Annotated in this window: 23 protein-coding genes and 1 pseudogene; 8 read left to right on the top strand and 16 right to left on the bottom strand. The window is 73.0% G+C overall.

From position 1 onward, the window contains the following. Positions 1 to 19: 19 nt before the first annotated feature. The 3 genes and pseudogenes from pdxR to ACZ4VW_RS06300 form a co-directional block, all read right to left on the bottom strand. Positions 20 to 1393: a MocR-like pyridoxine biosynthesis transcription factor PdxR gene (gene pdxR, locus ACZ4VW_RS06310; RefSeq protein ID WP_467959585.1), complete on the bottom strand. Its 1374-nt coding sequence runs from the start codon at positions 1391 to 1393 to the stop codon at positions 20 to 22. A 134-nt stretch (positions 1394 to 1527) separates the two neighbouring features. After that, complete coding sequence (locus tag ACZ4VW_RS06305) at positions 1528 to 2919, bottom strand: Mucin-2 (RefSeq protein ID WP_467958974.1); 1392 nt, start codon at positions 2917 to 2919, stop codon at positions 1528 to 1530. 143 nt (positions 2920 to 3062) lie between these two features. Continuing rightward, positions 3063 to 3497: pseudogene (locus tag ACZ4VW_RS06300) on the bottom strand (MarR family transcriptional regulator); the annotation flags it as partial. A gap of 64 nt (positions 3498 to 3561) precedes the next feature. Between ACZ4VW_RS06300 and ACZ4VW_RS06295 the strand changes: the two are divergent. Then, positions 3562 to 4425: an alpha/beta fold hydrolase gene (locus ACZ4VW_RS06295; RefSeq protein WP_467958972.1), complete on the top strand. Its 864-nt coding sequence runs from the start codon at positions 3562 to 3564 to the stop codon at positions 4423 to 4425. Here the strand turns inward: ACZ4VW_RS06295 and ACZ4VW_RS06290 are convergent. Then, positions 4417 to 4776: an arsenate reductase family protein gene (locus tag ACZ4VW_RS06290; protein ID WP_467958970.1), complete on the bottom strand. Its 360-nt coding sequence runs from the start codon at positions 4774 to 4776 to the stop codon at positions 4417 to 4419. The genes ACZ4VW_RS06295 and ACZ4VW_RS06290 overlap by 9 nt on opposite strands. A gap of 147 nt (positions 4777 to 4923) precedes the next feature. Between ACZ4VW_RS06290 and ACZ4VW_RS06285 the strand changes: the two genes are divergently transcribed. Further along, positions 4924 to 5199, top strand: a complete 276-nt coding sequence (locus tag ACZ4VW_RS06285) for a hypothetical protein (RefSeq protein WP_389174841.1) — start codon at positions 4924 to 4926, stop codon at positions 5197 to 5199. 95 nt (positions 5200 to 5294) lie between these two features. On the opposite strand, the gene glnA is transcribed toward ACZ4VW_RS06285, so the two are convergent. Next, positions 5295 to 6704: a type I glutamate--ammonia ligase gene (gene glnA, locus ACZ4VW_RS06280; protein WP_467958967.1), complete on the bottom strand. Its 1410-nt coding sequence runs from the start codon at positions 6702 to 6704 to the stop codon at positions 5295 to 5297. A 221-nt stretch (positions 6705 to 6925) separates the two neighbouring features. Here glnA and ACZ4VW_RS06275 point away from each other — a divergent pair, with 221 nt between their 5' ends. Then, positions 6926 to 7393, top strand: coding sequence for an RDD family protein (locus ACZ4VW_RS06275; RefSeq protein WP_467958965.1), 468 nt, complete (start codon positions 6926 to 6928; stop codon positions 7391 to 7393). A gap of 94 nt (positions 7394 to 7487) precedes the next feature. On the opposite strand, the gene ACZ4VW_RS06270 is transcribed toward ACZ4VW_RS06275, so the two are convergent. The 4 genes from ACZ4VW_RS06270 to lipB form a co-directional block, all read right to left on the bottom strand. Then, a complete protein-coding gene (locus ACZ4VW_RS06270; RefSeq protein WP_467958963.1) occupies positions 7488 to 8192 on the bottom strand; it encodes a DUF4191 domain-containing protein in 705 nt (234 codons plus the stop codon). Positions 8193 to 8202: 10 nt separating this feature from the next. After that, positions 8203 to 8415: an SCO2195 family GlnR-regulated protein gene (locus ACZ4VW_RS06265; RefSeq protein ID WP_467958961.1), complete on the bottom strand. Its 213-nt coding sequence runs from the start codon at positions 8413 to 8415 to the stop codon at positions 8203 to 8205. Positions 8416 to 8672: 257 nt separating this feature from the next. Next, a complete protein-coding gene (lipA, locus tag ACZ4VW_RS06260; RefSeq protein WP_467958959.1) occupies positions 8673 to 9635 on the bottom strand; it encodes a lipoyl synthase in 963 nt (320 codons plus the stop codon). A gap of 101 nt (positions 9636 to 9736) precedes the next feature. After that, positions 9737 to 10546, bottom strand: coding sequence for a lipoyl(octanoyl) transferase LipB (gene lipB / locus ACZ4VW_RS06255; protein WP_467958957.1), 810 nt, complete (start codon positions 10544 to 10546; stop codon positions 9737 to 9739). Between the two features lie 302 nt (positions 10547 to 10848). Between lipB and ACZ4VW_RS06250 the strand changes: the two genes are divergently transcribed. Beyond that, complete coding sequence (locus tag ACZ4VW_RS06250) at positions 10849 to 12417, top strand: regulator (protein WP_467958955.1); 1569 nt, start codon at positions 10849 to 10851, stop codon at positions 12415 to 12417. A 1-nt stretch (position 12418) separates the two neighbouring features. Here ACZ4VW_RS06250 and ACZ4VW_RS06245 read toward each other — a convergent pair whose 3' ends face one another. Further along, positions 12419 to 13927: an NAD(P)/FAD-dependent oxidoreductase gene (locus tag ACZ4VW_RS06245; RefSeq protein WP_467958953.1), complete on the bottom strand. Its 1509-nt coding sequence runs from the start codon at positions 13925 to 13927 to the stop codon at positions 12419 to 12421. Between the two features lie 176 nt (positions 13928 to 14103). Then, positions 14104 to 15000, bottom strand: a complete 897-nt coding sequence (locus ACZ4VW_RS06240; protein ID WP_467958951.1) for a TIGR01777 family oxidoreductase — start codon at positions 14998 to 15000, stop codon at positions 14104 to 14106. 46 nt (positions 15001 to 15046) lie between these two features. On the opposite strand from ACZ4VW_RS06240, the gene ACZ4VW_RS06235 reads away from it, so the two are divergent. Then, positions 15047 to 15547 (top strand): GNAT family N-acetyltransferase, encoded by a 501-nt coding sequence (locus tag ACZ4VW_RS06235; protein WP_467958949.1) that lies wholly within the window; start codon positions 15047 to 15049, stop codon positions 15545 to 15547. Positions 15548 to 15580: 33 nt separating this feature from the next. Here the strand turns inward: ACZ4VW_RS06235 and ACZ4VW_RS06230 are convergent, their stop codons facing one another. After that, positions 15581 to 16216: a TetR family transcriptional regulator gene (locus tag ACZ4VW_RS06230; protein WP_467958947.1), complete on the bottom strand. Its 636-nt coding sequence runs from the start codon at positions 16214 to 16216 to the stop codon at positions 15581 to 15583. A gap of 157 nt (positions 16217 to 16373) precedes the next feature. Here ACZ4VW_RS06230 and ACZ4VW_RS06225 point away from each other — a divergent pair, with 157 nt between their 5' ends. Next, entirely contained in the window at positions 16374 to 17159 is a 786-nt protein-coding gene (locus ACZ4VW_RS06225; protein WP_467958945.1) for an SDR family NAD(P)-dependent oxidoreductase, read from the top strand. A gap of 29 nt (positions 17160 to 17188) precedes the next feature. On the opposite strand, the gene ACZ4VW_RS06220 is transcribed toward ACZ4VW_RS06225, so the two are convergent. Beyond that, the gene (locus ACZ4VW_RS06220; RefSeq protein ID WP_467959583.1) at positions 17189 to 17707 is read right to left on the bottom strand and encodes a DUF4240 domain-containing protein; all 519 of its coding nucleotides are present in this window, start codon (positions 17705 to 17707) and stop codon (positions 17189 to 17191) included. A 99-nt stretch (positions 17708 to 17806) separates the two neighbouring features. Between ACZ4VW_RS06220 and ACZ4VW_RS06215 the strand changes: the two genes are divergently transcribed. Continuing rightward, positions 17807 to 18802: an SDR family oxidoreductase gene (locus ACZ4VW_RS06215; protein ID WP_467958943.1), complete on the top strand. Its 996-nt coding sequence runs from the start codon at positions 17807 to 17809 to the stop codon at positions 18800 to 18802. A gap of 103 nt (positions 18803 to 18905) precedes the next feature. Here the strand turns inward: ACZ4VW_RS06215 and ACZ4VW_RS06210 are convergent, their stop codons facing one another. Further along, complete coding sequence (locus ACZ4VW_RS06210; protein ID WP_467958941.1) at positions 18906 to 19880, bottom strand: GlxA family transcriptional regulator; 975 nt, start codon at positions 19878 to 19880, stop codon at positions 18906 to 18908. Positions 19881 to 20025: 145 nt separating this feature from the next. Between ACZ4VW_RS06210 and ACZ4VW_RS06205 the strand changes: the two genes are divergently transcribed. Then, positions 20026 to 20535 (top strand): hypothetical protein, encoded by a 510-nt coding sequence (locus ACZ4VW_RS06205; RefSeq protein WP_467958939.1) that lies wholly within the window; start codon positions 20026 to 20028, stop codon positions 20533 to 20535. Positions 20536 to 20557: 22 nt separating this feature from the next. Here the strand turns inward: ACZ4VW_RS06205 and ACZ4VW_RS06200 are convergent, their stop codons facing one another. Beyond that, positions 20558 to 21541 (bottom strand): helix-turn-helix transcriptional regulator, encoded by a 984-nt coding sequence (locus tag ACZ4VW_RS06200; protein ID WP_467958937.1) that lies wholly within the window; start codon positions 21539 to 21541, stop codon positions 20558 to 20560. Positions 21542 to 21598: 57 nt separating this feature from the next. Then, complete coding sequence (aceE, locus tag ACZ4VW_RS06195; RefSeq protein ID WP_467958935.1) at positions 21599 to 24295, bottom strand: pyruvate dehydrogenase (acetyl-transferring), homodimeric type; 2697 nt, start codon at positions 24293 to 24295, stop codon at positions 21599 to 21601. Between the last annotated feature and the right edge of the window lie 200 nt (positions 24296 to 24495).

Here is a 24495-nt window from a genome sequence, read left to right as displayed (position 1 = left end):
GATTCCGCTCAACGCGGGTTCAGCGCAGTACGGAACGGAGGGCGTTGCACAGGGCGTCGAGGGCTCCGCCGTACAGCCGCTCGGGCGGCGTCGCGTACCCCACCACCAGCCCTTCCATCCCGCTCCGCCCGTCCCTCCGCACGGCTCCGGCCGCGTCCGGATGCCGGTATCCGGTCAGCCCCTCCACCGCGACCCCGTGGCGCTCCGCCGCCGCGAGCGCCGCACGCTCCGTCCCCGGCGGAAGCTCCACCACGGCGTGCAGCCCGGCGGCGATCCCCGTCACCCGTACCTCCGGGACCCGCTCCGTGAGGATCTCCACCAGCCGGTCACGGCGCTCGCGATGGCGCCGGCGCATCCGCCGCACATGCCGGTCGTACGCGCCCGAGGCGAGGAAGTCGGCGAGGGTGAGCTGCTCGGTGGCGGAGGAGTACGGCTCACGTACGCCCTTGGCCGCCACCACACCGTCCACCAGGCCGCCCGGAAGCACCATCCAGCCGATCCGGAGGGTGGGGGAGAGGCTCTTGCTGACCGATCCGATCAGGGTCACGCGCTCGGGGTCGAGGCCCTGGAGCGCGCCGACGGGCCGGCGGTCGTAGCGGAACTCCCCGTCGTAGTCGTCCTCCAGGACGAAACCACCGCTCGTCCGCGCCCAGTCGACGGCGGCCGCGCGCCGCCCGGGATGCAGCGGCCCGCCCGTCGGAAACTGGTGCGCGGGCGTCAGCAGCACCGCGCCGGGCCCCCGGGGGATGTCGCCGACGCGGGCCCCCTCCTCGTCGACGGCCACCGGCACGGTCCGGACCCCGGCCTCCGCGAGCAGCCCCCGGTGGAAGGGCAGCCCGTACCCCTCCACCGCCCATGGCCCGGGCACGACCCGGGCGAGGAGGCGCAGCGCGTGGGCCGCGCCCGAACAGACCACGATCCGGTCCGGCCCGGTCCGCACCCCGCGCACCCGCGCCAGGTACCCGGCGAGTTCCCGCCGCAGCTCCACGCGCCCGCGGGGATCGCCGACGCCGAAGGCGTCGTGCGGCGCGGCCGTCAGGGCCCGCCGCGCAGAGGCCAGCCAGGCCGTACGGGGGAAGGCCGCCGGGTCCGGCTTGCCCTGGACGAGGTCGTACGGGAGGGCCCGTACCGTGTCCCGTGGCGCGCCCTCGGGCTCCGGCGCCGCGACCCGCTCGGCGACCCGGGTGCCCGACCCTTGACGGGAGGTCAGCCATCCTTCGGCGACCAGCTCCGCGTACGCGTCGGCGACGGTGTTGCGGGCCACGCCCAGGTCGGCGGCGAGCGACCGGTACGGTGGCAGCCGCGTTCCGGCGGTCAGCCGCCCGCTCCGTACCGCCTCGCGCAGGGCCCTGATCAGCACGGCCCGCCGGCTGCCCGCGCCGGTCAGCTCCAGGTGCAGATCGACGCCGAGGACCTCGGCGACACCACCGCTGTCACCGGGAGCCTCGGCGGCCCCGCCGCCCTCGCCGGGGGCCTCGGGCACCGCACCGCCCTCGCCGATGGCCTCGGCGGCCCCACCGCCCTCGCTCACGCGGGCACTCCGGCCCGGTCCAGGACAGCGGCCATGTCGCTCTCGGGGAGCGCCGGGTTGCCGGCCGCCGCGTAGGCCAGGTCTTCCCGAGCGAGGGCTTCCCGGAGCCGGGGGAGGGGGAGGCGCGGGTCGCCGGTCGCGTCACGCCGCACTATGAACTCCGGGTCGTGACTGAGCCGTTCGATCAGCTCGGGCGTGGCGGCCGGATCGCGGACCGCCAACAGACGGTAGATCGCCTCGGGATGGTCCGCGTAGCGGGCGGCGAGGCCCTCGCGGGGGAAGCGGGGGTGGGTGTCGGCCATCCAGGCGGAGAACGTCCCGCCGAGCCGCGCGTACACCCGCATCAGGACCTCTTCAGGGGTGTCGGGATGGTGGAGGGCCAGGGACGTGTCCACCACCGGGTCCTCCTCCCCGGCCAGCAGCCGCAGCAGGTCCGGTGCCAGATGGGGGCTCCTGGCGGCGGCGCGGGCAAGCAGCGGATGCCGGGAGGTCGCGGCCCGCCGCAGCACCTCCCCGTCCGCGATGCCGTCCTGCACCCACGCCACGTCCGGGCGGTCGTACGGGCCCACCGCGTAGTCGATCGCGGCGCGCCGCTCCTCCGTCAGCTCGGGCCTGATCGAGACCGCGAGCCGCACGTCGGCGTCGGGATCGACCGCGAGCCGCTCCACGAGGCCGGGCGGCAGGGACGGGTTCTCGGCGAGCGCGAGCAGGTGCGTGCGCTCGGCGGCGTGCCGTTCGGCGTCGGCCGGGTCGAGGAGCCCCCGGCGCAGCGCCTCGGCGACGGAGCCCGGGTCGCGAAGGAGCTCGGCGGTGAGCCGCGCGTCCCGGTGGCACTCCTGGAGGGCGGCGGCGCGTCGCACCTCCGGGTCCGGGTCGGCAAGCAGGGCCGCGCGTCCGTCCGGCGGCACCGTGTCCCAGGCTTGCGTCGCGCGCCGGCGCGCGGCCGGTTCGGGGTGCGTGGTGAGCGAGGCCACGAAGGACGGCGTCAGAAACGGTGAGTCCAGCAGGGCCCGGCGTACGGCGGGTTCGGGGTCGTCGAGCAGCCGGGCGCACACGGCGTCGGGCAAGGGGGAGACCGTCGCACGACGGTCCCACCGCTCCGGTCCGTGCGCCAGAGCCGCCCGCACCGTGGGGGAGGGGTCGTCGACGAGGCGCGCCCGCCGCTCCGGCTGCACCTGCCCGCTGATCGCGAAGGTGATCCTGGTCTGCGGGTTGGGGTGGGCCACGATCGCCGCGACGGCCGACTCGGGCAGATCCGCGCGCCGGAGCGCCTGGAACGGCGGGCCGTCGCCTCCGTCGTCATGGACGAGCAGACGCAGCAGCAGCGGCGCCGGGAGCGCGGGGTTGCCGGCGACGCCCTCCAGCGCGGATTGATAAAAGCCGACCATGTCTCCTACCCCCGTGTTCTTCCCGACCCGGACGTGCCCGGGGACGCGCCCCCGGGCACGTCCCCGGTCCGGGGCACGCCCCCGATCCCGGGTCCGGATCCCTTCCCGCCCCCGTCCCCGTCCCCTTCCCCGGACGCGCCCGCGCCCATGATCTCCCGTACGCCCGTCAGGAACCGCCGCACCGCCTCGACCTCCCGCTCGTCGAACTCCCGCAGCAGTGCCACCGTCCCCTCGATCACCGGCCCGAAGGCCGCCCGCCCCAGTTCCTTGGCGCTCTCCTGAACCCGCAGCAGCACGCGGCGCCGGTCGCGGTCGTCCCGGACGCGGGCGAGGTGGCCGAGCCGTTCGAGGCGGTCGATGACGGCGGTCGTCCCGGCGGAGTGGAGGCCGAGCTGGGCGCCGAGCCATCCGGCGGTCGCGTCCGTCCCCACGCGCTCGGCGTCGAGCAGGCGGATCAGGGCCCGGAGGTCCGTGGCGTGCATGTCGTTGCGCGCGGCGAACTCGCCCTGCCTCAGGCCGAATTCGACCGTGACCGCGCGCAGCTCGTGAAAGACGTTCAGTTCCGGTGACCCTGTCATTCCCCCGCCCACCCTTCTACTATCTCGCTCAGCGAGATTATTGCCGAGCGAGAGGTCATCCGCCATGCCCGTGCCGCCCGCCGCCATCTCCGACAGCTTTCCCGCCGCCTACGACGCGGTCCTCGCCCGTTGGCCCGCCGGCACCACCACCTCCGAGCAGGCCACGGCGCACGGCAGGACCCATCTGATCAGCTACGGCCCCGAGGGCGCCCCGCCCGTGCTCCTCCTGCCGGGCGGCGGCGCCACCGCCACCGGCTGGTACGCCACGGCCGCCGTGCTGGGCCGGACCCACCGCGTCCACGCCGTCGACCTCATCGGGGAGCCGGGCCGCAGCGTCCCGGAGGACGGGAACCCCCTGCGTACCGCCGAGGATCTGACCGCCTGGCTCACCAGCCTCCTCGACGCCCTCGGGCTCCGCTCCGCCGGCCTGGTGGGCCACTCCTACGGCGCCTGGATCGCCCTCCGGTACGCCCTCGCCGCACCGGCCCGGGTCGACCGGCTCGTCCTCCTCGACCCCACCAACTGCTTCACCGGCTTCAGCCCCCGCTATCTCCTCCGGGCCCTGCCGATGCTGCTGCGCCCCACCCCGGCCCGGAACGCCGCGTTCCTGCGCTGGGAGACGGGCGGCGCGCCACTCGACCCGGAATGGCGCCGGCTGGACGCGCTGGCCGCCGGCTTCCCCACCGTCCGCCCGGTCACCGGCCCGCGTCCGGCGGCGGCGGAGCTGAGCACCCTGCGTCCGCCGACGCTCGTTCTGCTCGCCGAGCGCAGCCGCGCCCACGACATCGCGAGAGCGGCGGCCCGGGCGCGGGCAACCGTCCCCGGGGTGGAGACGGCGACGCTGCCCGGGGCCACGCACCACACCCTGCCGGTGGCGTCCCCGCCGGAGACGTACGACCGGATCGCGCGCTTCCTGGCGTCAGCGTGACAGGGCGTCCCGTACGGCCTCGTCCGTCCGCGCCACCACGGCCGTACCGTCCTCCGCCGTGATGATCGGCCGCTGGATCAGCTTGGGATGCGCCGCGAGCGCCTCCACCCACCGGTCCCGGTTCGCCTCGTCCCGTGGCCACTCCTTCAGCCCCAGCTCCTTGGCGACGGCCTCCTGGGTCCGCGTGATGTCCCAGGGTTCGAGCCCGAGCCGCGCCAGGACGTCCCTGATCTCGTCCGTGCTCGGCACGTCCTCGAGATAGCGGCGGACGGTGTACGAGGCGCCCTCGGCGTCGAGCAGGTCGATGGCGCCGCGGCACTTGGAACAGGCGGGATTGATCCAGATCTCCATGCGCCCACGGTACTCCCCCAGGGCCGCCCCACGACCCATCAAACCCCGTCTGGCCAGGGGCGATTGTCAGTGGGGGCGGCTAAAATAGGGGGTGAAGGTGAGGGTCCCGGGGAGGGCCCGCACCCACCGTTCGTCAGGAGGTCGCCCATGGCCGTCGCCATGATCCGGACACCGTCCATCGAACCCTGGAAACCCCTCCGGAAGCAGCCGCTGCCCGCGGGCCGTCCCCGCGAGTGGTACATCACCCACAACCGCCGCCTGAAGGCCATGCGCCTCGCGATCGCCCTCCTCGACGCGGGCGTCCACGACCCGGCGAAGGCGGGCAACGCGAAGATACGCATCACGGCCGAACTCCTCGGCATCCACCCGCCCTCCGAGACCACCTGCCGCATGGTCCGCGCCCTGATCCGCTACGGCCGCTGACCCCGAAGCCCAAGAACGGCCCGAGGCCCCGCCGCTCCGGAAGGAGCGGCGGGGCCTCGGGGCGGTCGGCGGGCCGAAACGGTCGGCCGCGCGATCTAGAGGTCGAAGTAGAGCTCGAACTCGTGCGGGTGCGGGCGCAGCTGGATCGGGGCGATCTCGTTCGTGCGCTTGTAGTCGATCCAGGTCTCGATCAGGTCGGAGGTGAAGACACCGCCGGCCTGGAGGTACTCGTTGTCCGCCTCGAGGGCGTCGAGGACCGCCGGGAGGGAGGTCGGGACCTGCTGGACGTTCGCGTGCTCCTCGGGAGCCAGCTCGTAGAGGTCCTTGTCGATCGGCTCGGCCGGCTCGATCTTGTTCTTGATGCCGTCGAGGCCCGCGAGGAGCAGCGCCGAGAAGGCGAGGTACGGGTTCGAGGACGGGTCCGGCGCGCGGAACTCGACGCGCTTGGCCTTCGGGTTCGAGCCCGTGATCGGGATACGCATGGCCGCGGAGCGGTTGCGCTGCGAGTAGACCATGTTGACCGGGGCCTCGAAGCCGGGGACCAGGCGGTGGTACGAGTTCACCGTCGGGTTGGTGAAGGCCAGCAGCGACGGGGCGTGCTTCAGGATGCCGCCGATGTAGTAGCGGGCGGTGTCCGACAGGCCCGCGTAGCCCTGCTCGTCGTAGAACAGCGGGTCGCCGTTCTGCCACAGCGACTGGTGGACGTGCATGCCCGAGCCGTTGTCGCCGAAGATCGGCTTCGGCATGAACGTCGCGGTCTTGCCGTTGCGCCAGGCGACGTTCTTCACGATGTACTTGAAGAGCATCAGGTCGTCGGCCGCGGCGAGCAGCGTGTTGAACTTGTAGTTGATCTCGGCCTGGCCGGCGGTGCCGACCTCGTGGTGCTGACGCTCTACCTGGAGGCCGACGTTCTCCAGCTCCAGGGAGATCTCCGCGCGCAGGTCGGCGAAGTGGTCGACCGGCGGGGCCGGGAAGTAGCCGCCCTTGTAGCGGACCTTGTAGCCACGGTTGTCCTCGAGCGCGCCGGTGTTCCAGGCGCCGGCCTCGGAGTCGATGTGGTAGAAGCCCTCGTTGGCCGCCGTGCTGAAGCGGACCGAGTCGAAGACGTAGAACTCCGCCTCGGGGCCGAAGTACGCGGTGTCGGCGATGCCGGTGGAGGCGAGGTACGCCTCGGCCTTCTTCGCGATGTTGCGCGGGTCACGGCTGTACTGCTCGCCCGTGATCGGGTCGTGGATGAAGAAGTTGATGTTCAGCGTCTTGTCGCGGCGGAACGGGTCCAGGCGGGCCGTCGACAGGTCGGCGCGCAGCGCCATGTCGGACTCGTGGATGGCCTGGAAGCCGCGGATCGACGAGCCGTCGAAGGCGAGCTCCTCGGACGGGTCGAACGCCGTCGCCGGGATCGTGAAGTGCTGCATCACTCCCGGAAGGTCACAGAAACGGACGTCGACCATCTTGACGTCGTTGTCCTTGATGAACTTCTTGGCCTCGTCGGCGTTCTGGAACATCCAACTCCTCCTACTCCCGGCCCGGGGAGGGGCGGGGTTGCAGCTCGGTCGTGCGGCCAGTGCGGTGGCACACGCTGGACCCGACCATAGGCAGACGGGATTTCTCAAGCATGACCCATTTGTTTCGACCAAGTTAACCGGGGCGGGTCCGGCCGGCATCGCGGAGCGCCGATGCCGACCCGGGCCGAAGTGATCAAAAACGGGCGCAGTACCGTGGACGCGTGGACAACAGGCAAGCAATGGGATCGTGGCTCTCGGGACCCCGCGCGGCGGCCGAGGACGCGGGTGTGGACTTCGGTTACCGCGGGCAGCAGCTCGGGCTCCCCGAGGAGGGACCGGGCTCGATCGCCCGCCCCGGGCGCAGGATGGGCGCCCTCGCCGTCGACTGGGCGCTGTGCATGCTGATCGCATACGGCCTGGTCACCGACGGCTACAGCCAGGCGACCGGCAACTGGGCCCTCGTCATCCTGCTCGTCCTGAGCGTGCTGACGGTCGGCACCGTCGGCTCGACCCCCGGCAAGCGGCTCTTCGGGCTCCGGGTCGCCTCGGTGAACGGCGGCCGGCTCGGCTTCCTCCGCGTGGTCTTCCGCAGCGTCCTTGTCTGCCTCGCCGTCCCGGCCCTCATCTGGGACCGCGACGGCCGCGGCCTCCACGACCGCTTCTCCGGCGCCGTACAGGTCCGGATCTGACGAGAGCGACGACGAGCGGATCACGCTCCGACCGATACGACGAAGGCGCCCCGGGACCGATCGGTCCCGGGGCGCCTTCGTCGGAGCAGGACTCTCAGCGCATCTTTCCGCCGCGCGGCATTCGCATGCCCTTCGGCATCGGGCCCTTCGGCACCGGCATGTTGCTCATCAGGTCGCCCAGCGCCCGCAGCCGGTCGTTGGTCGCCGTCACCTGCGGGCCGGAGAGCACCCGCGGAAGCTTCAGCATCTTCGTCCGGACCTGCTTCAGCGGCACCTGACCCTCGCCGTTGCCGACGATGATGTCGGTCACCGGAACGTCCACGACGATCCGGGCCATCTTCTTCTTCTCGGCCGCGAGCAGCGGCTTCAGCCGGTTGGGGTTGCCCTCGGCCACCAGCACGATGCCGGCCTTGCCGACCGCGCGGTGCACGACGTCCTGGCTCTTGTTCATCGCGATCGCCGGGGTCGTCGTCCAGCCGCGCCCGACGTTCTGCAGGACCGCGGCCGCCGCGCCGGGCTGCCCCTCCATCTGGCCGAAGGCCGCGCGCTCGGCACGCCGTCCGAAGACGATCGCCATCGCGAGCAGCGCCAGGATGAAGCCCAGGATGCCCAGATAGACCGGGTGCCCGATCAGGAAGCCGATCGCGAGGAGGACACCGAGTACGACGATGCCCACGCCCGCGACGACAAGCCCGACCTTCGGATCGGCCTTTCGGGTCATCTTGTACGTGAGGGCGATCTGCTTCAGTCGCCCCTGGTTCGCAGCGTCACCGCTGCCCGTGTTTGCCTTCCTCGCCATGTCCTGAAGTTTACGTGGCCCGCGAAGCGCGGCCCGCCACGGCCTCCATCACATGCTGGGCCTCGACCCGGTCCTTGGCGCGACGGCGGTCCTCCAGGACGGAGTTCCAGGCGTTGCGGCGGGCGGTCCGCTGGCCGCCGGCGAGCAGCAGCGATTCGACGGCCCTCAGGGCGTCGGTGACGGACGGGAACGCGGTGGCGCGGACATGGGTCGCGGCCTGCATGACGGGGTCCTCCCTCAAGCACGGATGAGACGAGGTGGGGGGGGCGCGGCCTCGTGTGTGGCGGTGAGTGACACGAGGCTCACAGATTGGTGTTACCAGGGCATGACCCGGCGGTCAAACACTGATGAAACGTTGATGCGGCCATCCGCACGGCTCCGCGAACGCCGCCGCGGCCCGTACGTGCCCCCTGACCTGGGAGTGCGTACGGGCCGCGGCGGATTCGGCCACTACTGGCCGGTAACTACTTGTGCGTGAATTCACACAGTCTCGGCCTCGGTGCGGCCGCGCTGCTCCATCGCCTGCTGGAACAGACGCCCCGCCCGGTACGACGACCGCACCAGCGGGCCCGACATCACGCCGGAGAAGCCGATCTCGTCGGCCTCCTCCTTCAGCTCCACGAACTCCTGCGGCTTCACCCAGCGCTCCACGGGGTGGTGGCGCACCGACGGGCGCAGGTACTGGGTGATCGTGATCAGCTCGCAGCCGGCCTCGTGCAGCTGCCGCAGCGCCTCGCTGACCTCCTCACGGGTCTCGCCCATGCCGAGGATCAGGTTCGACTTCGTGACCAGACCGTAGTCACGGGCCTTCGTGATGACGTCCAGCGAACGCTCGTAGCGGAAGCCCGGGCGGATGCGCTTGAAGATCCGCGGCACCGTCTCGACGTTGTGCGCGAAGACCTCGGGGCGGGAGGCGAAGACCTCTTCGAGGAGCTCCGGCACCGCGTTGAAGTCGGGGGCGAGCAGCTCCACCTTCGTACGGCCGTCCGCACGGTTGGCGGTCTGCTCGTGGATCTGGCGCACGGTCTCCGCGTACAGCCAGGCGCCGCCGTCCTCCAGGTCGTCGCGCGCGACGCCGGTGATCGTGGCGTAGTTCAGGTCCATCGTGACGACCGACTCGCCCACGCGGCGCGGCTCGTCACGGTCCAGCGCCTCCGGCTTGCCCGTGTCGATCTGGCAGAAGTCGCAGCGCCGCGTGCACTGGTCACCGCCGATGAGGAAGGTGGCCTCGCGGTCCTCCCAGCACTCGAAGATGTTGGGACAGCCCGCCTCCTGGCAGACCGTGTGCAGGCCCTCGCTCTTCACGAGGCTCTGCATCTTCGTGTACTCGGGGCCCATCTTCGCCCGGGTCTTGATCCACTCGGGCTTGCGCTCGATGGGGGTCTGAGCGTTACGGACCTCCAGGCGCAGCATCTTGCGTCCGTCGGGTGCGACTGCGGACACGACCGGCTCCCTGTGCTTCGATTCTTCGGCGCACACCAGAGTACGCCCGTTGCTTCGCAAGTCTTACGTCTGGCCAACCTGTGGCCAGAGCTCTGCATTCCTCAGGCCGAGGCGGCCTCGGCGGGCCGCTCCACCTCGCGCGGCTTCAGGTCCGCGTTCTCCAGGACCTCCCGCAGGTGCTTCTCGATCACCGGCAGGACCTCCTCGATCGTGACGTCCCGGCCGAGCTCGCTCGCCAGGGAGGCGACCCCGGCGTCCCGGATCCCGCAGGGGATGATCCGGTCGAACCAGGCGTTGTCCGGGTTCACGTTCAGTGCGAAGCCGTGCATCGTGACGCCCTTGGCGACACGGATGCCGATCGCGGCCAGCTTGCGGTCCTCGCGGCGCTGGCCGGCGTTGGACGGGGCGTACTCCGGGCCGTTGAGCCGCGGGTCGAACTCCGGGTCGCTCAGCCGCGGGTCGAAGTCCAGCGAGAGCCCTCCGAGCGACGGACGCCGCTCCACCGGGTCGCCCAGCACCCACACGCCGCTGCGGCCCTCGATCCGGGTGGTCTCCACGCCGAACTCGGCGGCCGTACGGATCAGCGCTTCCTCCAGGCGGCGGACGTGCGCGACGACGTCGACGGGGCGCGGGAGCTTCAGGATCGGGTAACCGACGAGCTGGCCCGGACCGTGCCACGTGATCTTCCCGCCACGGTCCACGTCCACGACGGGCGTCCCGTCCAGGGGGCGCTCGCTCTCCTCCGTGCGCCGGCCCGCCGTGTACACGGGAGGGTGCTCCAGGAGCAGACAGGTGTCGGTGATCTCGTCGGCGAACCGGGCGGCGTGCACCTCGCGCTGCTTGTCCCAGGCCACCTGGTACTCCACGGCGTCCTCGCCGAAGCCCAGACGGACGAATCGCAGCTCACTCACGGCAGTGCCTCCTCCTGGGTGTCCGTGCCGGGTTCCGGGGATCGTCCCGGGGCCGGCTCGGCACCATGCGTCATTCGCGCCCAAGCCACTGTACGGCGGCGCCGCGGGAAGCGGTCCGGCAGGTTCGGCGGGGGTGGGGGATGAGGGCGTCTACGTCAGCGGCGGCGCCAATCCTCACACGATCGGATGAATGTGGGGCGAAGGAGGCGGTATGGGCGCCGAGGGCCGCTAAATTCACGCCGTTCCATGAGGGTCCATACGGGCTTGCCCCCGGGCCCGGAAGGCAGGAGACCGCACAGCAGATGACGGAACGACCCCCGCAGCGCATCCCGAACCGCCAGCTCGCCGCGCTCATCGCCGAAGCCGGGTTCTCCAACGCGGGCCTGGCCAGAAGGGTGGACCAGCTCGGCCTGGAGCACGGACTCGACCTGCGGTACGACAAGACCTCCGTGACGCGCTGGCTGCGCGGCCAGCAGCCCCGGGGCACCACCCCCGCGCTGATCGCCGAGGTCTTCACCCGGCGCCTGGGCCGCCGCCTCTCCGCGCAGGACCTCGGCCTGGACGCCTGCGCCCCCGTCTACGCGGGCCTGGAGTTCGCGGCGACGCCCGAGGAGGCGGTCGACATCGTCAGCGGGCTGTGGCGGAAGGACTCCGGCAGCCACGCCGAACTCCGCAAGATCGCCTTCACCCCCGCCGGCCTCGTGGTGCCGAGCCGCGACTGGCTGATCGGCCGGGCGGACGAGCGGGTGGCCCGCGGGGACACGGCGGCGCCGAACGGCCGCCTCGGCCAGGACGGCCGGCTCGCGAGCGACCCCCGCCCCGACCCGCGCTCCGGCACCGAGGGCCGTACGGTCCCGGACGGCGGACGGCTCGCCACCGACGCGCGCCGCCCGGTCCAGGACCCCCGCGTCCCGCCGCAGGGCCGGCTCACCGTGCCCCGCCAGCGCGGCACCGACCGCAGCCCCGGGCAGCGGGTCTCCAGCGGCGACATCGCCGCCCTCCGCTCGGTCGGAGAACTGTTCCGCACCCTCGACCACGCCTACGGCGGCGGCCACGCCCGCCAGGCCCTCGTCCGCTACCTGGAGCACGAGGCCGAGCCGATGCTGCGCGGCACGTACGGGGAGTCCGTCGGCCGGCGCCTGTTCGCCGCGGCCGCCGACCTGACCAGGCTGGCCGGCTGGACCTCGTACGACATCGCCGCCCACGGCCTGGCCCAGCGGTACTTCGTCCAGGCGCTGCGACTGGCCCAGGCCGCCGGGGACCGGGCGTACGGCTCGTACGTCCTGATCACCATGAGCCGGCAGGCGGTGTACCTCGGCCACGGACGCGAGGCCGTGCAGCTGGCGCGGGTCGCCCAGCAGGGCGTCGGATCCTCCGCGCCGCCCGTCGTCCAGGCGCTGCTGCACGCGGTGGAGGCGCGCGGGCACGCCGTGCTCGGCGAGGCGAGGGCCTGCGGCGCCTCGCTCGCCCGGGCCGAGCGGGCGCTCGAGGCCGCCCGGCCCGGCGACGACGTGCCGTACTGGGCGCGGTCCTTCGACGAGGCACAGCTCGCCGACGAGTTCGGCCACTGCCACCGCGACCTCCAGCAGTACCGCCCGGCGGCCCAGCACGCCGAACGCTCCCTGCAGCTCCGCGCCCCCGGCTTCGCCCGCAGCCGCCTCTTCTGCCGCGTCGTCCTCGCCACCGCCCGCCTCGGCCTCGGCGAACTCGACCAGGCGTGCGCCCTGGGCGCGGAGGCGGCGCAACAGGCGTCCGAGATGCGCTCGGCGCGTGCCGTGGAGTACGTACGGGACTTCGAGCGCCGCCTGGAGCCCTACCGCGACGCCTCCGCCGTCCGCACCTATCGCGACCGCGTCGCGGCGATCGGCTGAGCTACGCCGCCACCTCCGCCGAGGCGCCCGGCGTGACGCGGACGCCCAGGTCCGTCAGGAGCGCGTGGGCCGCGCGGCGGCCCGAGGAGAGGGCGCCCTGGACCGTGGCGGTGTCCCGGTGGTCGCCGCAGACGTACAGGCCCGCCAGCAGGCGTACGGAACGGCGTGGATCGTGGGGCGGCGGCATCACCGGGACGGCGTCCGGAGTGTGATGCAGCGCGAGCAGCTCCCACTCGTCCGTCGACGTGCCGTACAGCGTCGCGAGATGCTTGCGGACCCGCCGCTCGGGATCGTCCGGAAGCGCGCCCAGGACCGTCGAGGTGACCAGCACCCGCCCCCCGGGCGCGCGCGTGGGATCGACGGCGCTCATGACCGCCGTGTGCGCGACCGGGCCACCCGGGTCCGACTCCAGGAGGAGGACCGGGTCGGGAGCGGGCGCGGCCGGAGCCGTGTGATGCAGCACCGTGACCGGGTGGAAGGCCGGGGTCCGCAGGCCCGGAAGCAACGCCGCTGCCGTGCGGGCGCCCGTCGCCAGAACGACCGAACGGCAGCGGACCACCCCGTGCTCCGCCGTCGTCACCCGGTCGATCGAGACCTCCGTGACCCGCACGCCCGTACGGACCGTGCCGGGCGGCAACGTCGCCGCCAGCAGGTCGGGCAGCGCCGCCGACCCGCCCTCCGGTACGCACAGCCGTCCCCGGGCGAACGAGCGCAGCGCCAGATCGGTCCAGCGGCTGGAGGTCGCCAGGTCGGGGTCCGCGAGCAGCGCCGCGACCAGCGGCCGCAGGACACCCTCGACGGTACGGGCCGGCAGGCGGGCCGTCAGCGCCTCCCGCGCGGACCGCTCCTGACGGGTCAGCAGCCGCTGCGCGGGCGTGGCCGCGAGCCGCGCCAGCGAGGCACCGAGACGGGCCTGATCGAGCGACGCGGCCGGACGCCGAGGGGCGCTCGCAAGGGCGCGCGCCACGGTGAAAGCGCCCCCTACGCCCCAAGGGGCGTGGGGGGACCCCCTCCCTACGCCCCAGGGGGTGTGGGGGGACCCCTTCCCTGCGCCCCAGGGGGTGTGGGGGGACCCCTTCCCTGCGCTCCGAGGGGATGGCGTGGACCCCCGTCCCACGCCCCGTCCCGCGCCCCGTCCCGCGCCCCGTCCCGCGCCCCGCGCGGGGCCCGTGCGCCAGGACGCGGGCGGGAACGGCTCGCCGATCCTGACGTACCGACCGTCGTTGTGCACCAGCGCTCCCGGTGCGAACGGCCGCAGGACCACCCCGCCCAGGCCGGGCGTCCGGGACAGTTCCGCGTACGAGGCGGTCAGCAAGGGGCCGACCCGGTCGAGCCGGAAGCCGTCGATCTCGTCGGTGGCCATCCGGCCGCCGACCCTCGGCCCCGCCTCCAGGACCGTGACAGCGATTCCGGCGCTGGTCAGCCGGTGGGCGGCCGCGAGCCCCGCGATGCCGGCTCCCACGACGACGACGTCCGTGACGGCGTCCGAATGACGTGCGGTACTGAGCACGTGCCCCTCCCCAGGTCGGCGCGGCTTGGTGGGAGGCCTATGCCCCCAACCGGCCCCAGGAATGCCCCGGTTCGCATTCAGGGCCTGCAAGCCTAGGGAGCGCTCCGACTGGCGCCAGCCGCGCGCGGCGGGGTGCACGAAGCACAGCGGTCGCACATCCGTGCCCCCGCCCGGCCTCAGGCGGCCGCGCGGATCGACTCGTCGATCGTGGGGAACGCGAACCGGAACCCGGACTCCAACAGCCGCCCCGGCAGCACCCGCTGACTGCCCAGCACATCCTCCGCGAAGTCACCGAGCACGAGCCTGAGCGCCGGCGCGGGGACGGCGCAGACCGTGGGGCGGCGCAGGACGCGGCCCATGGCCGCCGTCACCTCGCGGTTGGTCACCGGTTCCGGGGCGGTCAGGTTCACCGGGCCCGCGACGGAGTCCGTGTCGATGAGATGCCGCAGGGCGGCCACCTCGTCGTGCAGCGAGATGAAGCTCCAGTACTGGCGGCCGTCGCCCATCCGGCCGCCCACCCCGGCGCGGAAGACCGGGAAGAGCCGGCCCCACGCCCCGCCCTCACGGGCCACGACCAGTCCCGTCCGGGCGTACGCGACGCGGATGCCGGCCTCCTCGGCCGGGGCCGCCGCGGCCTCCCACTCGACGCACACCGACGGCAGGAACCCCTCGCCCGCGGGCGCGCTCTCGTCCACCGCGCGGCTGCCCGTGTCGCCGTAGTAGCCCAGCGCCGTGCCGCACACCAGCACCTTCGGCGGGTCCGCGAGCGAGGCGAGGGCCTGGGAGATCGCCGTCGTGCCGAGCACCCGGCTGTCGCGGATCTCCTTCTTGTACGCCTCGGTCCAGCGGCGCTCACCGACGCCGGCGCCCGCCAGATGCACGACCGCCTCCACGCCGACGAGCCCCGCCGTGTCCACGTACAGCCGGGCCGGGTCCCACTCGACCTCGTCCGCGGCGCGGGCGGGCCGCCGCACGAGAAGCGACACCTGGTGGCCGTCGGCGCGCAGCGAGCGCACCAGGGCGGAGCCGATGAGTCCGGAGGCGCCGGTGACCGCGATTCGCGAGGGTTGCATGGGGTCATCCTGCCCTCCCGGGGCCGGACGTGGCACAGTGGCCGACATGATCGCGCCGGAGACGCACATACGACAGGCCCTCGCCTCCGACGAGGCCGCCCTCGCGGAGCTGGACCGGGGCACCTGGTCCCCGCTGCACGCCGTACAGCCGGCGCCGGAGCCGCCGTACGACCCGTTCTTCGACGAGCGGCACCGCCCCGAGGACTATCTGGTCGCCCAGATCGGGGAGGCCGTCGTCGGCTATCTGCGGCTCGTCCCGCCCACCCCGCTCGCCTGCAACGCGCACGTCCGCCAGATCCAGGGCCTCGCCGTCACCGAGAGCGCCCGGGGCCGGGGCGTGGCCCGGGCGTTGCTGCGGGCCGCCATGGCGGAGACCCGGCGGCAGGGCGGCAGCCGGATCACCCTGCGCGTCCTCGGCCACAACAAGCCCGCGCGCGCCCTGTACGAGTCCGAGGGCTTCGTGGTCGAAGGCGTCCTGCCCGGCGAGTTCTTCCTGGGCGGGGAGTACGTCGACGACGTCCTGATGGGCCGCACGGTCCCGGCCTAGGGGGCGCCCGTCGGTCACTGTCCCGCCGGGCGCTCACTTCCCGGGCGTCAGCGGTGCCATGCCGCCCATCAGTTCGCGCAGGCAGCGCACCGCGAGCTCGGCCGGTGAGCCCTTGCCCCGTACCGGCGCGTCCGTCTGGGCCCACGCCTCCAGAGCCACCCGGATCGCGTCGGTGGCCGCCGCCGCCGCGAGCCGTACCTCCAGAGGGTCGGCGGCCGGGCCGGCCAGCTCGGCCACCACGGCGAGCAGCTTCTCCTCCGACTCCTGGTTGACCCGGTACCAGACCGCACGCAACGCCGGATCCTCGGCTGCCGCCCGCAACAGACCGCGCGTCCACCGCAGCCCCTCGGCGGCCTCCTCGTCGGCCGCCGCCAGCGCCTCCGCGATCGAACGCTCCAGCGCGGCCGGCACGGTCGCACCCGGCTCGGCCGCCGCGAGCGACGTCCGCCAGCGGTCGGCGCCGCCCGCGAGGAGCGGGGCGACGGCGTCCTGCTTGGAGCGGAAGTAGCGGTAGAAGGTCCGCAGGGCGACCCCGGCGCGCAGGGCGATGTCCTCGGCCGTCGTGTCGTCCGGGCCGCGCTCCGTGAAGAGCTCGGCGGCGGCCCGGGCGATGTCCAGCTGGGTGGCGGCCTTGCGGCGCTCCGTCAGGGAGGGGGGCTTGGTGCTCACCGTACGAAGGGTACGCCCGCCCTTGCCGTACCTGCATGCTGTGCACTTATGGCAAAACGTGCCACCTCGGCGTACGGTGTCAGGCGTCGGGGCCTGGTCGGCGAACGGACCGAAGGGGCCCGCCCAAGAAGAGGCTTGTCGAAAGGTCGGACAGGACATGAACCGCTACGAAGGACGCCGCGCTCTGGTCACCGGTGGAGGCTCCGGCATCGGGCAGGCCACCGTGCTGCGCATACTCACCGAGGGCGGCACCGTCGTCGCCGCGGACATCAGCGAGGACGGCCTGAAGGACACCGTCGCCAAGGCGGGCGCGGACGCCGACCGCCTGACGACCGTCGTCGTGGACGTCGCCGACGAGGCGTCCGTACGCGCGGGCGTCGCCGCCGCCGTCGAGGCGCTGGGCGGCCTGGACGTCCTGGTCAACGCCGCCGGCATCCTGCGCTCCTCGCACACCCACGAGACGAGCCTCGACTCCTTCGAGCAGGTCGTCCGGGTCAACCTGACCGGCACCTTCCTCGTGATCCGCGAGGCGATCCCCGCCCTCCTGGAGGGCGACGACCCGGCCGTGGTCAACTTCTCGTCGACCTCGGCGATGTTCGCCCACCCCTACATGGCGGCCTACGCGGCGAGCAAGGGCGGCATCCAGTCCATGACCCACGCGCTCGCCGCCGAGTACGCCAAGCAGGGCATCCGCTTCACGGCCGTCCAGCCCGGCTCCATCTCCTCCGGCATGACCGACGGCACCGGAGCCAGCCGGCAGTCCGTCGGGCCCGGCCTGCCCGCCGACACCGACTTCGGCCTCTTCGCCAAGCTCGCCCCCGCCCTCGGCCAGGGCTTCGCCGGACCCGAGACCGTCGCCGGCGTGGTGGCCATGCTGGCGAGCGAGGACGGAAAGTTCATCACCGGCACCGAGGTCCGCATCGACGGCGGTACCCACTTCTGACGCGGCCGCCCCACGTCCGGCGAGACCCCCTACGTCCCGAAGCGCTCCCAGAGCTGCGGGAAGCGCGCCGCCAGCACCTTGTCGTCCCCCAGGTCGAACGGGGCGCCCTCAGGCTCGGCCGGCTGCGGCGGGATCCCCAGATCCGGCGCCTCGGCGCCGGTGAGCTGTTCGTACGCCTCGTCCGCCGCGAACCCGAGCTCCTCGCCGTCCCCGTCGAGCTCCTCGTCGAAGTCGTCGAGGAGCTCGGCCAGCGCGTCGGGGTCGTGGACCGCGCCCTCGAAGACCTCGCGCCCCTGTCCGATGAGCCAGCAGCGGAAGTAGTCGAAGGCGTCGTCGCTCGCCCCGTCGAGCAGGACGGCCGCGGCGCCCCACAGATCCCAGCGGTACGCGCGGTTGTAGCGGGCCTCGAAGTGGCGGGCGAAGTCGAGCACGGAGTCGGGGTCGAGCTGCAGCAGCCGCTCGACGAGCAGGTCGGCGTGTTCCTCGGGGTCGCCCTCGGCGGCCTCGCGGGTGGAGTCGATGATCTCCCAGAACTCCGTCTCGTCCATCACGGGACAAGCATCGGCCTTGCGCGCGGGCGACGCACCCGGAAACGGCCACTGTGTAACCGGACAGGGGATGTCGCCTTTTCCTGTCACTGTCGTTCCATGACGACGGAAACGACGACGGAAACGACGACGGACAGGACGACGGACACGACGACGCGAACCACGGAACCGACGACCGGGGCGAAGCCGCTGCGCGGCAGGATCGCACTGGTCGCGGGCGCCACGCGCGGCGCCGGGCGGGCCATCGCCGTGCAGCTGGGCGCGGCGGGAGCCACCGTGTACGTCACCGGGCGCACCACCCGGGAGAAGACCAGCGAGGTCGGCCGCGCGAGCGAGACCATCGAGGAGACGGCCGAGCTGGTGACGGCGGCCGGCGGCGAGGGCGTCGCGGTGGTGACCGACCACCTGGAGGTCGAGCGGGTACGGGCGCTGGTCGCGCGGATCGACGCCGAGCAGGGCCGCCTCGACATCCTGGTCAACGACATCTGGGGCGGCGAGCACCTTCTCGTCCCCGCGTTCGGGAAGAAGATCTGGGAGACCGACCTCGACAGCGGTCTGCGGATGCTGGAGCTGGGTGTGAAGACCCACGCCATCACCAGCGCGGTGGCGCTCCCGCTGCTCGTCCGTCACCCCGGCGGGCTGGTCGTCGAGGTGACGGACGGCACGGCCGAGTACAACACCCGCTTCCGCGAGAACTTCTTCTACGACCTCACCAAGAACGCGCCGATCCGCATGGCGTTCGCCCTCGCCCACGACTTGGAGGACGTGGGCGGCACCGCGGTGGCCCTCACCCCGGGATGGCTGCGCTCCGAACAGATGCTGGACCACTTCGGGGTGAGCGAGGCGAACTGGCGCGACGCCGTCGAGAAGCTTCCCGACTTCGCCGTCGCCGAGTCCCCGGTCTACGTCGGCCGCGCCGTCGCCGCGCTGGCGGCCGACCCGGAGCGGGCACGCTGGAACGGCCGGTCGCTCTCCAGCGGACAGCTCGCCAAGGAGTACGGCTTCACGGACGCGGACGGCTCCCGGCCGGACGCCTGGGGCTTCATCATCGCCAAGGAGAAGGACGAGACGGTGTCGGTCGACGACTACCGGTAGGGCCGCCTCGCGGCGGACCCGGCGGACATGGCGGACCTGGCGGACCTGGCGGACCTGGCGGCCTCCGGTGACGCCCTCGCCCGCAGGGCGTCATCCGGGCGTGTCAGCGCGGCGCCCGCCGGGTCTGCGTCGCCCGGAAGTGCGCGGGGGAGACCCCGTACCGGCCGACGAAAGCCTGACGCAGCGTCTCGGCGGTGCCGAACCCGCAGCGCGCCGCCACGCTCGCCACCGGCAGTTCCGTCGACGCGAGGAGCTGCGCGGCCGCCTCGGTGCGGGCGCGCCGGACGTACCGGCCTGGCGACTCGCCGAGGTGCCGCGCGAACAGCCGCGAGAGGTGTCGCGGGGTCACCCCGGCGCGGGCGGCCAGGGCCGCCGGGCCCAGATCGTGGTCCGGGTGGGCGGTGATGTGCTCGACGAGCGCGCGCACCAGATCGTCGCGGGGCGGTGGGGCGGCCGTGTGCAGACTCATCTGCGCCTGCGTCCCGGGCCGTTGCAGATAGACGACGAGGTGGCGGGCGACCTCGCGGGCCAGCTCCGGGCCGTGATCCTCCTCGATGAAGGCGAGGGTGAGATCCATCGCGCTCGTGATGCCCGCCGACGTGTAGACGTTGCCGTCGCGGATGTGGATCGGGGCGGCGTCCACCTCGATCCGGGGATGGCGGGCCGCGAGCAGCGGAGCGAACTGCCAGTGCGTCGTCGCGCGCCGGCCGTCGAGGAGCCCGGCGGCGGCCAGCACGGCCGCCCCGGTGCACACCGAGGCCACCCGCCGGCTCTCCTTGGCCAGCCGCCGGACGTGCCCCACGAGCCGTCCGTCGTCGGCGGCCCGCTGGACCCCGACACCGCCCGACACGATCAGGGTGTCGATCGGGCCGACGAGCCGTTCGAGGGAGTGCTGGCTCTGCAGGGAGAGCCCCGAGCCGCAGACGATCGGACCGCCGCCCGGGCCGACCACGCTCACCCGGTACGGCACCGCGGGTTCTCCGAGGCCGTTGGCCATCGCCAGACTCGTGGTGACCCCCGCGATGTCCAGCAACTCGGCCGATTCGTAGCCGACCACCACCATGACCCGCTCCGCCATGCGGTGACCCTATGCCGGAAGGACGGGTACCCCAAGCCCCGGGACATGGACCTTGTTTCCGGCCGCCGAGGGCGCCGGCCGGGCCGCAGAGTGACGAGTGCACCGCCCGCGCCCCGCCTGCCCACGACACCCCCCGGGAGACGCCATGACGATCGGGCCCACGCACGACGGCCGACGCGACAGCCGGCAGGACAGCTCGCGCGCCGACCGGCACGACGGGACGCGCGCGACGCCTCGGCCGTCCGGCGCGGCCCGCCTGACGCGCGCACTGGCCCACCGGTGGCCCACCCTGCTGGCGCTCGCCCTGGCGGTCGTCACCTTCGCCGACGGCCTCCCCGACCGGGCGTTCCTCGCCGGGCTCCTCGTCGTCATGCCGCTCTGCTACCTCCTCTTCGGAGCGCTGCGCGGCGCACTGCGCCCCACACGTGTCCTCGCCGTCCAGCTCGCCGGCCTCCTCGGCTTCACCGCCGTGGCCCTGGCCGCGCTCGCCGTCGACGAGACCCTCGGCCTCCGGGTCCTGGCCGCCGGCTGGCTGGCGCACGCGGTCTGGGACGCCGTCCACCACCGCACCGGGAAGGTCGTCCCCCGGGCCTGGTCGGAGTGGTGCTGCGTCGTCGACGCCTGCGGCGCGGTGGCGCTGGCCGTCCTCGCCTGAGGGGTGTCTCCCGGATCAGCACCTAGAGGACGGTGTCGCCCGCGGTTCCGTACAGCGCCGCGAGGCCCCGGGCCGCCCGGGTGAAACGGTCCCTGAGCGTCCGCGGCGACAGCACCTCCGCCTCCGGGCCGAGGGAGAGCAGCTGGCTGAAGGCGACCTCGTCCGACTCCACCCGGAGCGTCGCCGTCAGCCGCCCCGCGTCGTCCCGTGTCGCCGAGGCCAGGGCCTCCTCCGCCGCCGCGCGGTCCGTCACGTACGGCAGGGCGCGCGCGCCGTCGGGGGACAGCCGCAGGACGACCTCGGCGCGCAGCAGGGACCGGGCGAACTCCGCCGCCCGCGCCTCCCAGAACGCGGACAGGTCGAAGCCCTCGTCCCGTAGGAACCGTTCCTCGCCCAGGGCGACCGCCGTGAAGCGGTCGACCCGGTACGTACGGAACGACGCCCCAGCCCGCGCGCAGACGTACCAGACGCCCGCCTTCAGCACGAGCCCGTACGGCGCGAGCTCCCGGTCCACCTCGGTCTCCCCGCGCCGGTAGCGGGCCGAGATCACCCGGTCCTCCCAGACCGCCTCCGCGATCGGCGCGAGCAGCTCCGGGGTCTCGGGTTCCTGGTACCAGCCGGGCGCGTCCAGATGGAAGCGCCGGGCCGCCGACTCGGGGGCGTCGCGCAGCGACGGCAGCAGCGCCGCCGACACCTTCAGACGGGCCGCCGAGGCCGCGTCCTCGAGCCCCATGTCCCGCAGGGCGCCCGGCAGTCCGGACAGGAACAACGCCTCCGCCTCGCCGCGCGCCAGACCCGTCAGACGGGTGCGGTAGCCGCCGATCAGCCGGTAGCCGCCGGCCCGTCCCCGGTCCGCGTACACCGGAACCCCCGCCTCCGAGAGGGCGAGGGCATCGCGGGTGATGGTGCGCTCGGACACCTCCAGCTCCGTGGCGAGCTCGGCCGCCGTCATCGACGGGCGGGACTGGAGCAGGAGGACCATCTTGATGAGGCGGGCGGCACGCATGACTCCATCATGCGTGCCGCCCGCTCCCGTCCTGCTCGGGGCCCGAGGGCCCCCGGCCTACAGGCCGTAGCGCTCGCGCGCCTCCTTCACGGCCGAGGCCGGGACCTCGCCGCGGCGCGCCAGCTGGGCCAGGGCGGCGACGACGATCGACTGGGCGTCGACACCGAAGTGGCGACGGGCCGCCTCGCGGGTGTCGGAGAGGCCGAAGCCGTCCGCGCCCAGCGAGGACCAGTCCTGCTCGACCCACTGGGCGATCTGGTCGGGGACCTGACGCATGTAGTCCGACACCGCGAGGACGGGGGACTCGACGCCCTCCAGCGCCTCGCGGACGTACGGGGTCCGCTCCTCGCCGCGCAGCAGCGCCGCGTCGGCCTCCAGCGCGTCCCGCCGCAGCTCCGTCCACGAGGTCGCCGACCACACGTCGGCGCCCACGCCCCACTCGGCGGCGAGCAGCTTCTGCGCCTCCAGGGCCCAGTGGATGGCCGTGCCGGAGGAGAGCAGCTGGATGCGGGCCGGGTTGGCGGGCAGGTTCAGGCCCGCCGACTCCGCCGTGTTGAAGCGGTAGAGACCCTTGATGATGCCCTCGTCCACCCCCGCCGGCTTGGCGGGCTGCGGCATGGGCTCGTTGTAGACGGTGAGGTAGTAGAAGACGTTCTGGTCCTCGCCCTCGGCGGCCTCGCCGTACATCCGGCGCAGACCCTCCTTGACGATCGCCGCGACCTCATAGGCGAACGCCGGGTCGTACGTCAGCGCCGCCGGGTTGGTCGCCGCGATCATCGGGGAGTGGCCGTCCGCGTGCTGCAGACCCTCACCGGTCAGCGTCGTACGGCCCGCCGTGGCGCCGACGAGGAAGCCGCGGCCGAGCTGGTCGCCGAGCTGCCACATCTGGTCGGCGGTGCGCTGCCAGCCGAACATCGAGTAGAAGATGTAGAAGGGGATCATCGCCTCGCCGTGCGTCGCGTACGACGACGAAGCGGCGATGAAGTCCGCCATCGAACCGGCCTCGGTGATCCCCTCGTTGAGGATCTGGCCGTTGACGGCCTCCTTGTAGTACATCAGCTGGTCGCGGTCGACCGGCTCGTACGTCTGGCCCTTCGGCGAGTAGATGCCGAGCGAGGGGAACAGCGACTCCATACCGAAGGTACGGGCCTCGTCCGGGACGATCGGGACCCAGCGCTTGCCGGTCTCCTTGTCGCGGACCAGGTCCTTGACCAGCCGTACGAAGGCCATGGTCGTGGCGATCGACTGCGAGCCGGAGCCCTTGTCGAAGGCGGCGAACGCCTTCTCGGCCGGGGCGGGCAGCGGGGCGAGCGCGTGGGTGCGACGGGCCGGGGCCGGGCCGCCGAGGGCCGCGCGGCGCTCCTGGAGGTAACGGACCTCGGGAGAGTCGGCGCCGGGGTGGCCGTAGGGCACCACACCGTCGACGAACTGCGCGTCCGAGATCGGCAGCTCCAGCAGGTCGCGCATGGCCTTGAACTCGTCCACCGAGAGCTTCTTCATCTGGTGGTTGGCGTTCTTCGAGGCGAAGCCCTCGCCGAGGGTGAAGCCCTTGACGGTCTGCGCGAGCACGACCGTCGGCGCGCCCTTGAACTCCAGCGCGGCCTTGTACGCGGCGTACACCTTCCGCGGCTCGTGGCCACCGCGCGAGAGGTGGAAGCACTCCAGGATCTTGTCGTCGCTCAGCAGCTGCGCCATCGCGACGAGCGCCGGGTCCGAGCCGAAGAAGTCCTGGCGGATGTAGGCGGCGTCGCGGGTCTGGTACGTCTGGACCTGCGCGTCCGGGACCTCACGGAGGCGGCGGACGAGGGCGCCGGTGGTGTCGAGCGCGAACAGCTCGTCCCAGGCACCGCCCCACAGCGACTTCACGACGTTCCAGCCGGCGCCGCGGAACTGGGCCTCCAGCTCCTGCACGATCTTGAAGTTGGCGCGTACCGGGCCGTCGAGGCGCTGCAGGTTGCAGTTGATGACGAAGGTCAGGTTGTCCAGACCCTCGCGGGCGGCGAGCGCCAGTGCCGCGGTCGACTCGGGCTCGTCCATCTCGCCGTCACCGAGGAACGCCCACACGTGGGACGCGGAGACGTCCTTGATGCCGCGGTTGGTGAGGTAGCGGTTGAAGCGCGCCTGGTAGATGGCGGAGAGCGGGCCCAGACCCATGGAGACGGTCGGGAACTCCCACAGCCAGGGCAGGCGGCGCGGGTGCGGGTAGGAGGGGAGACCGTTGCCGGCCGACTCCTGCCGGAAGTTGTCCAGGTGCGCCTCGTTCAGCCGGCCGTCGAGGAAGGCGCGGGCGTAGATGCCGGGGGAGGCGTGGCCCTGGATGTAAAGCTGGTCGCCGGAACCGTCGGCTTCCTTGCCCTTGAAGAAGTGGTTGAAGCCGGTCTCGTAGAGCCAGGCGGCGGAGGCGAAGGTGGCGATGTGGCCGCCGACGCCGTGCTTGGCACCGCGGGTGACCATGGCGGCCGCGTTCCAGCGGTTCCAGGCGGTGATCCTCCGCTCCATCTCCTCGTCGCCGTCGATGACGGGCTCCGCGGAGGTGGGGATGGAGTTGACGTAATCCGTCTCCAGCAGCTTGGGCAGGGCGAGGCCCGCGCCCTCGGCGTGCTGCAGGGTGCGACGCATCAGGTAGGCGGCCCGGTGCGGGCCGGCGGCCTTGGTGACGGCGTCCAGGGAGGCCGCCCACTCGGCGGTCTCCTCGGTGTCACGGTCCGGGAGCTGGTCGAGCTCGCTCGGAATCTTGCCTACGGGATCGGTCATGATCGCCGCCTTCCGGACAGGATGGGGGTGGAGAAGGGGTGCCGTGTCTGGCAGGACAGGGCGAGGGCCGGGGTGCGGCCCGCCGAAGACTGTAAGCCGCCGATCGATGATCGATCAAAGGGTTGAAGGGGAAAACCTCTTCAGATCGAGAAAGTCGGCACAGGGTGCCGCGAAAGAGGGCACCCGGTGCCTTGTTTTCG

The organism is Streptomyces sp. NPDC029139 (assembly GCF_055564335.1).
Note: the sequence above shows the minus strand (reverse complement) of the source record. Positions and strands in the feature narration are given on the sequence as shown.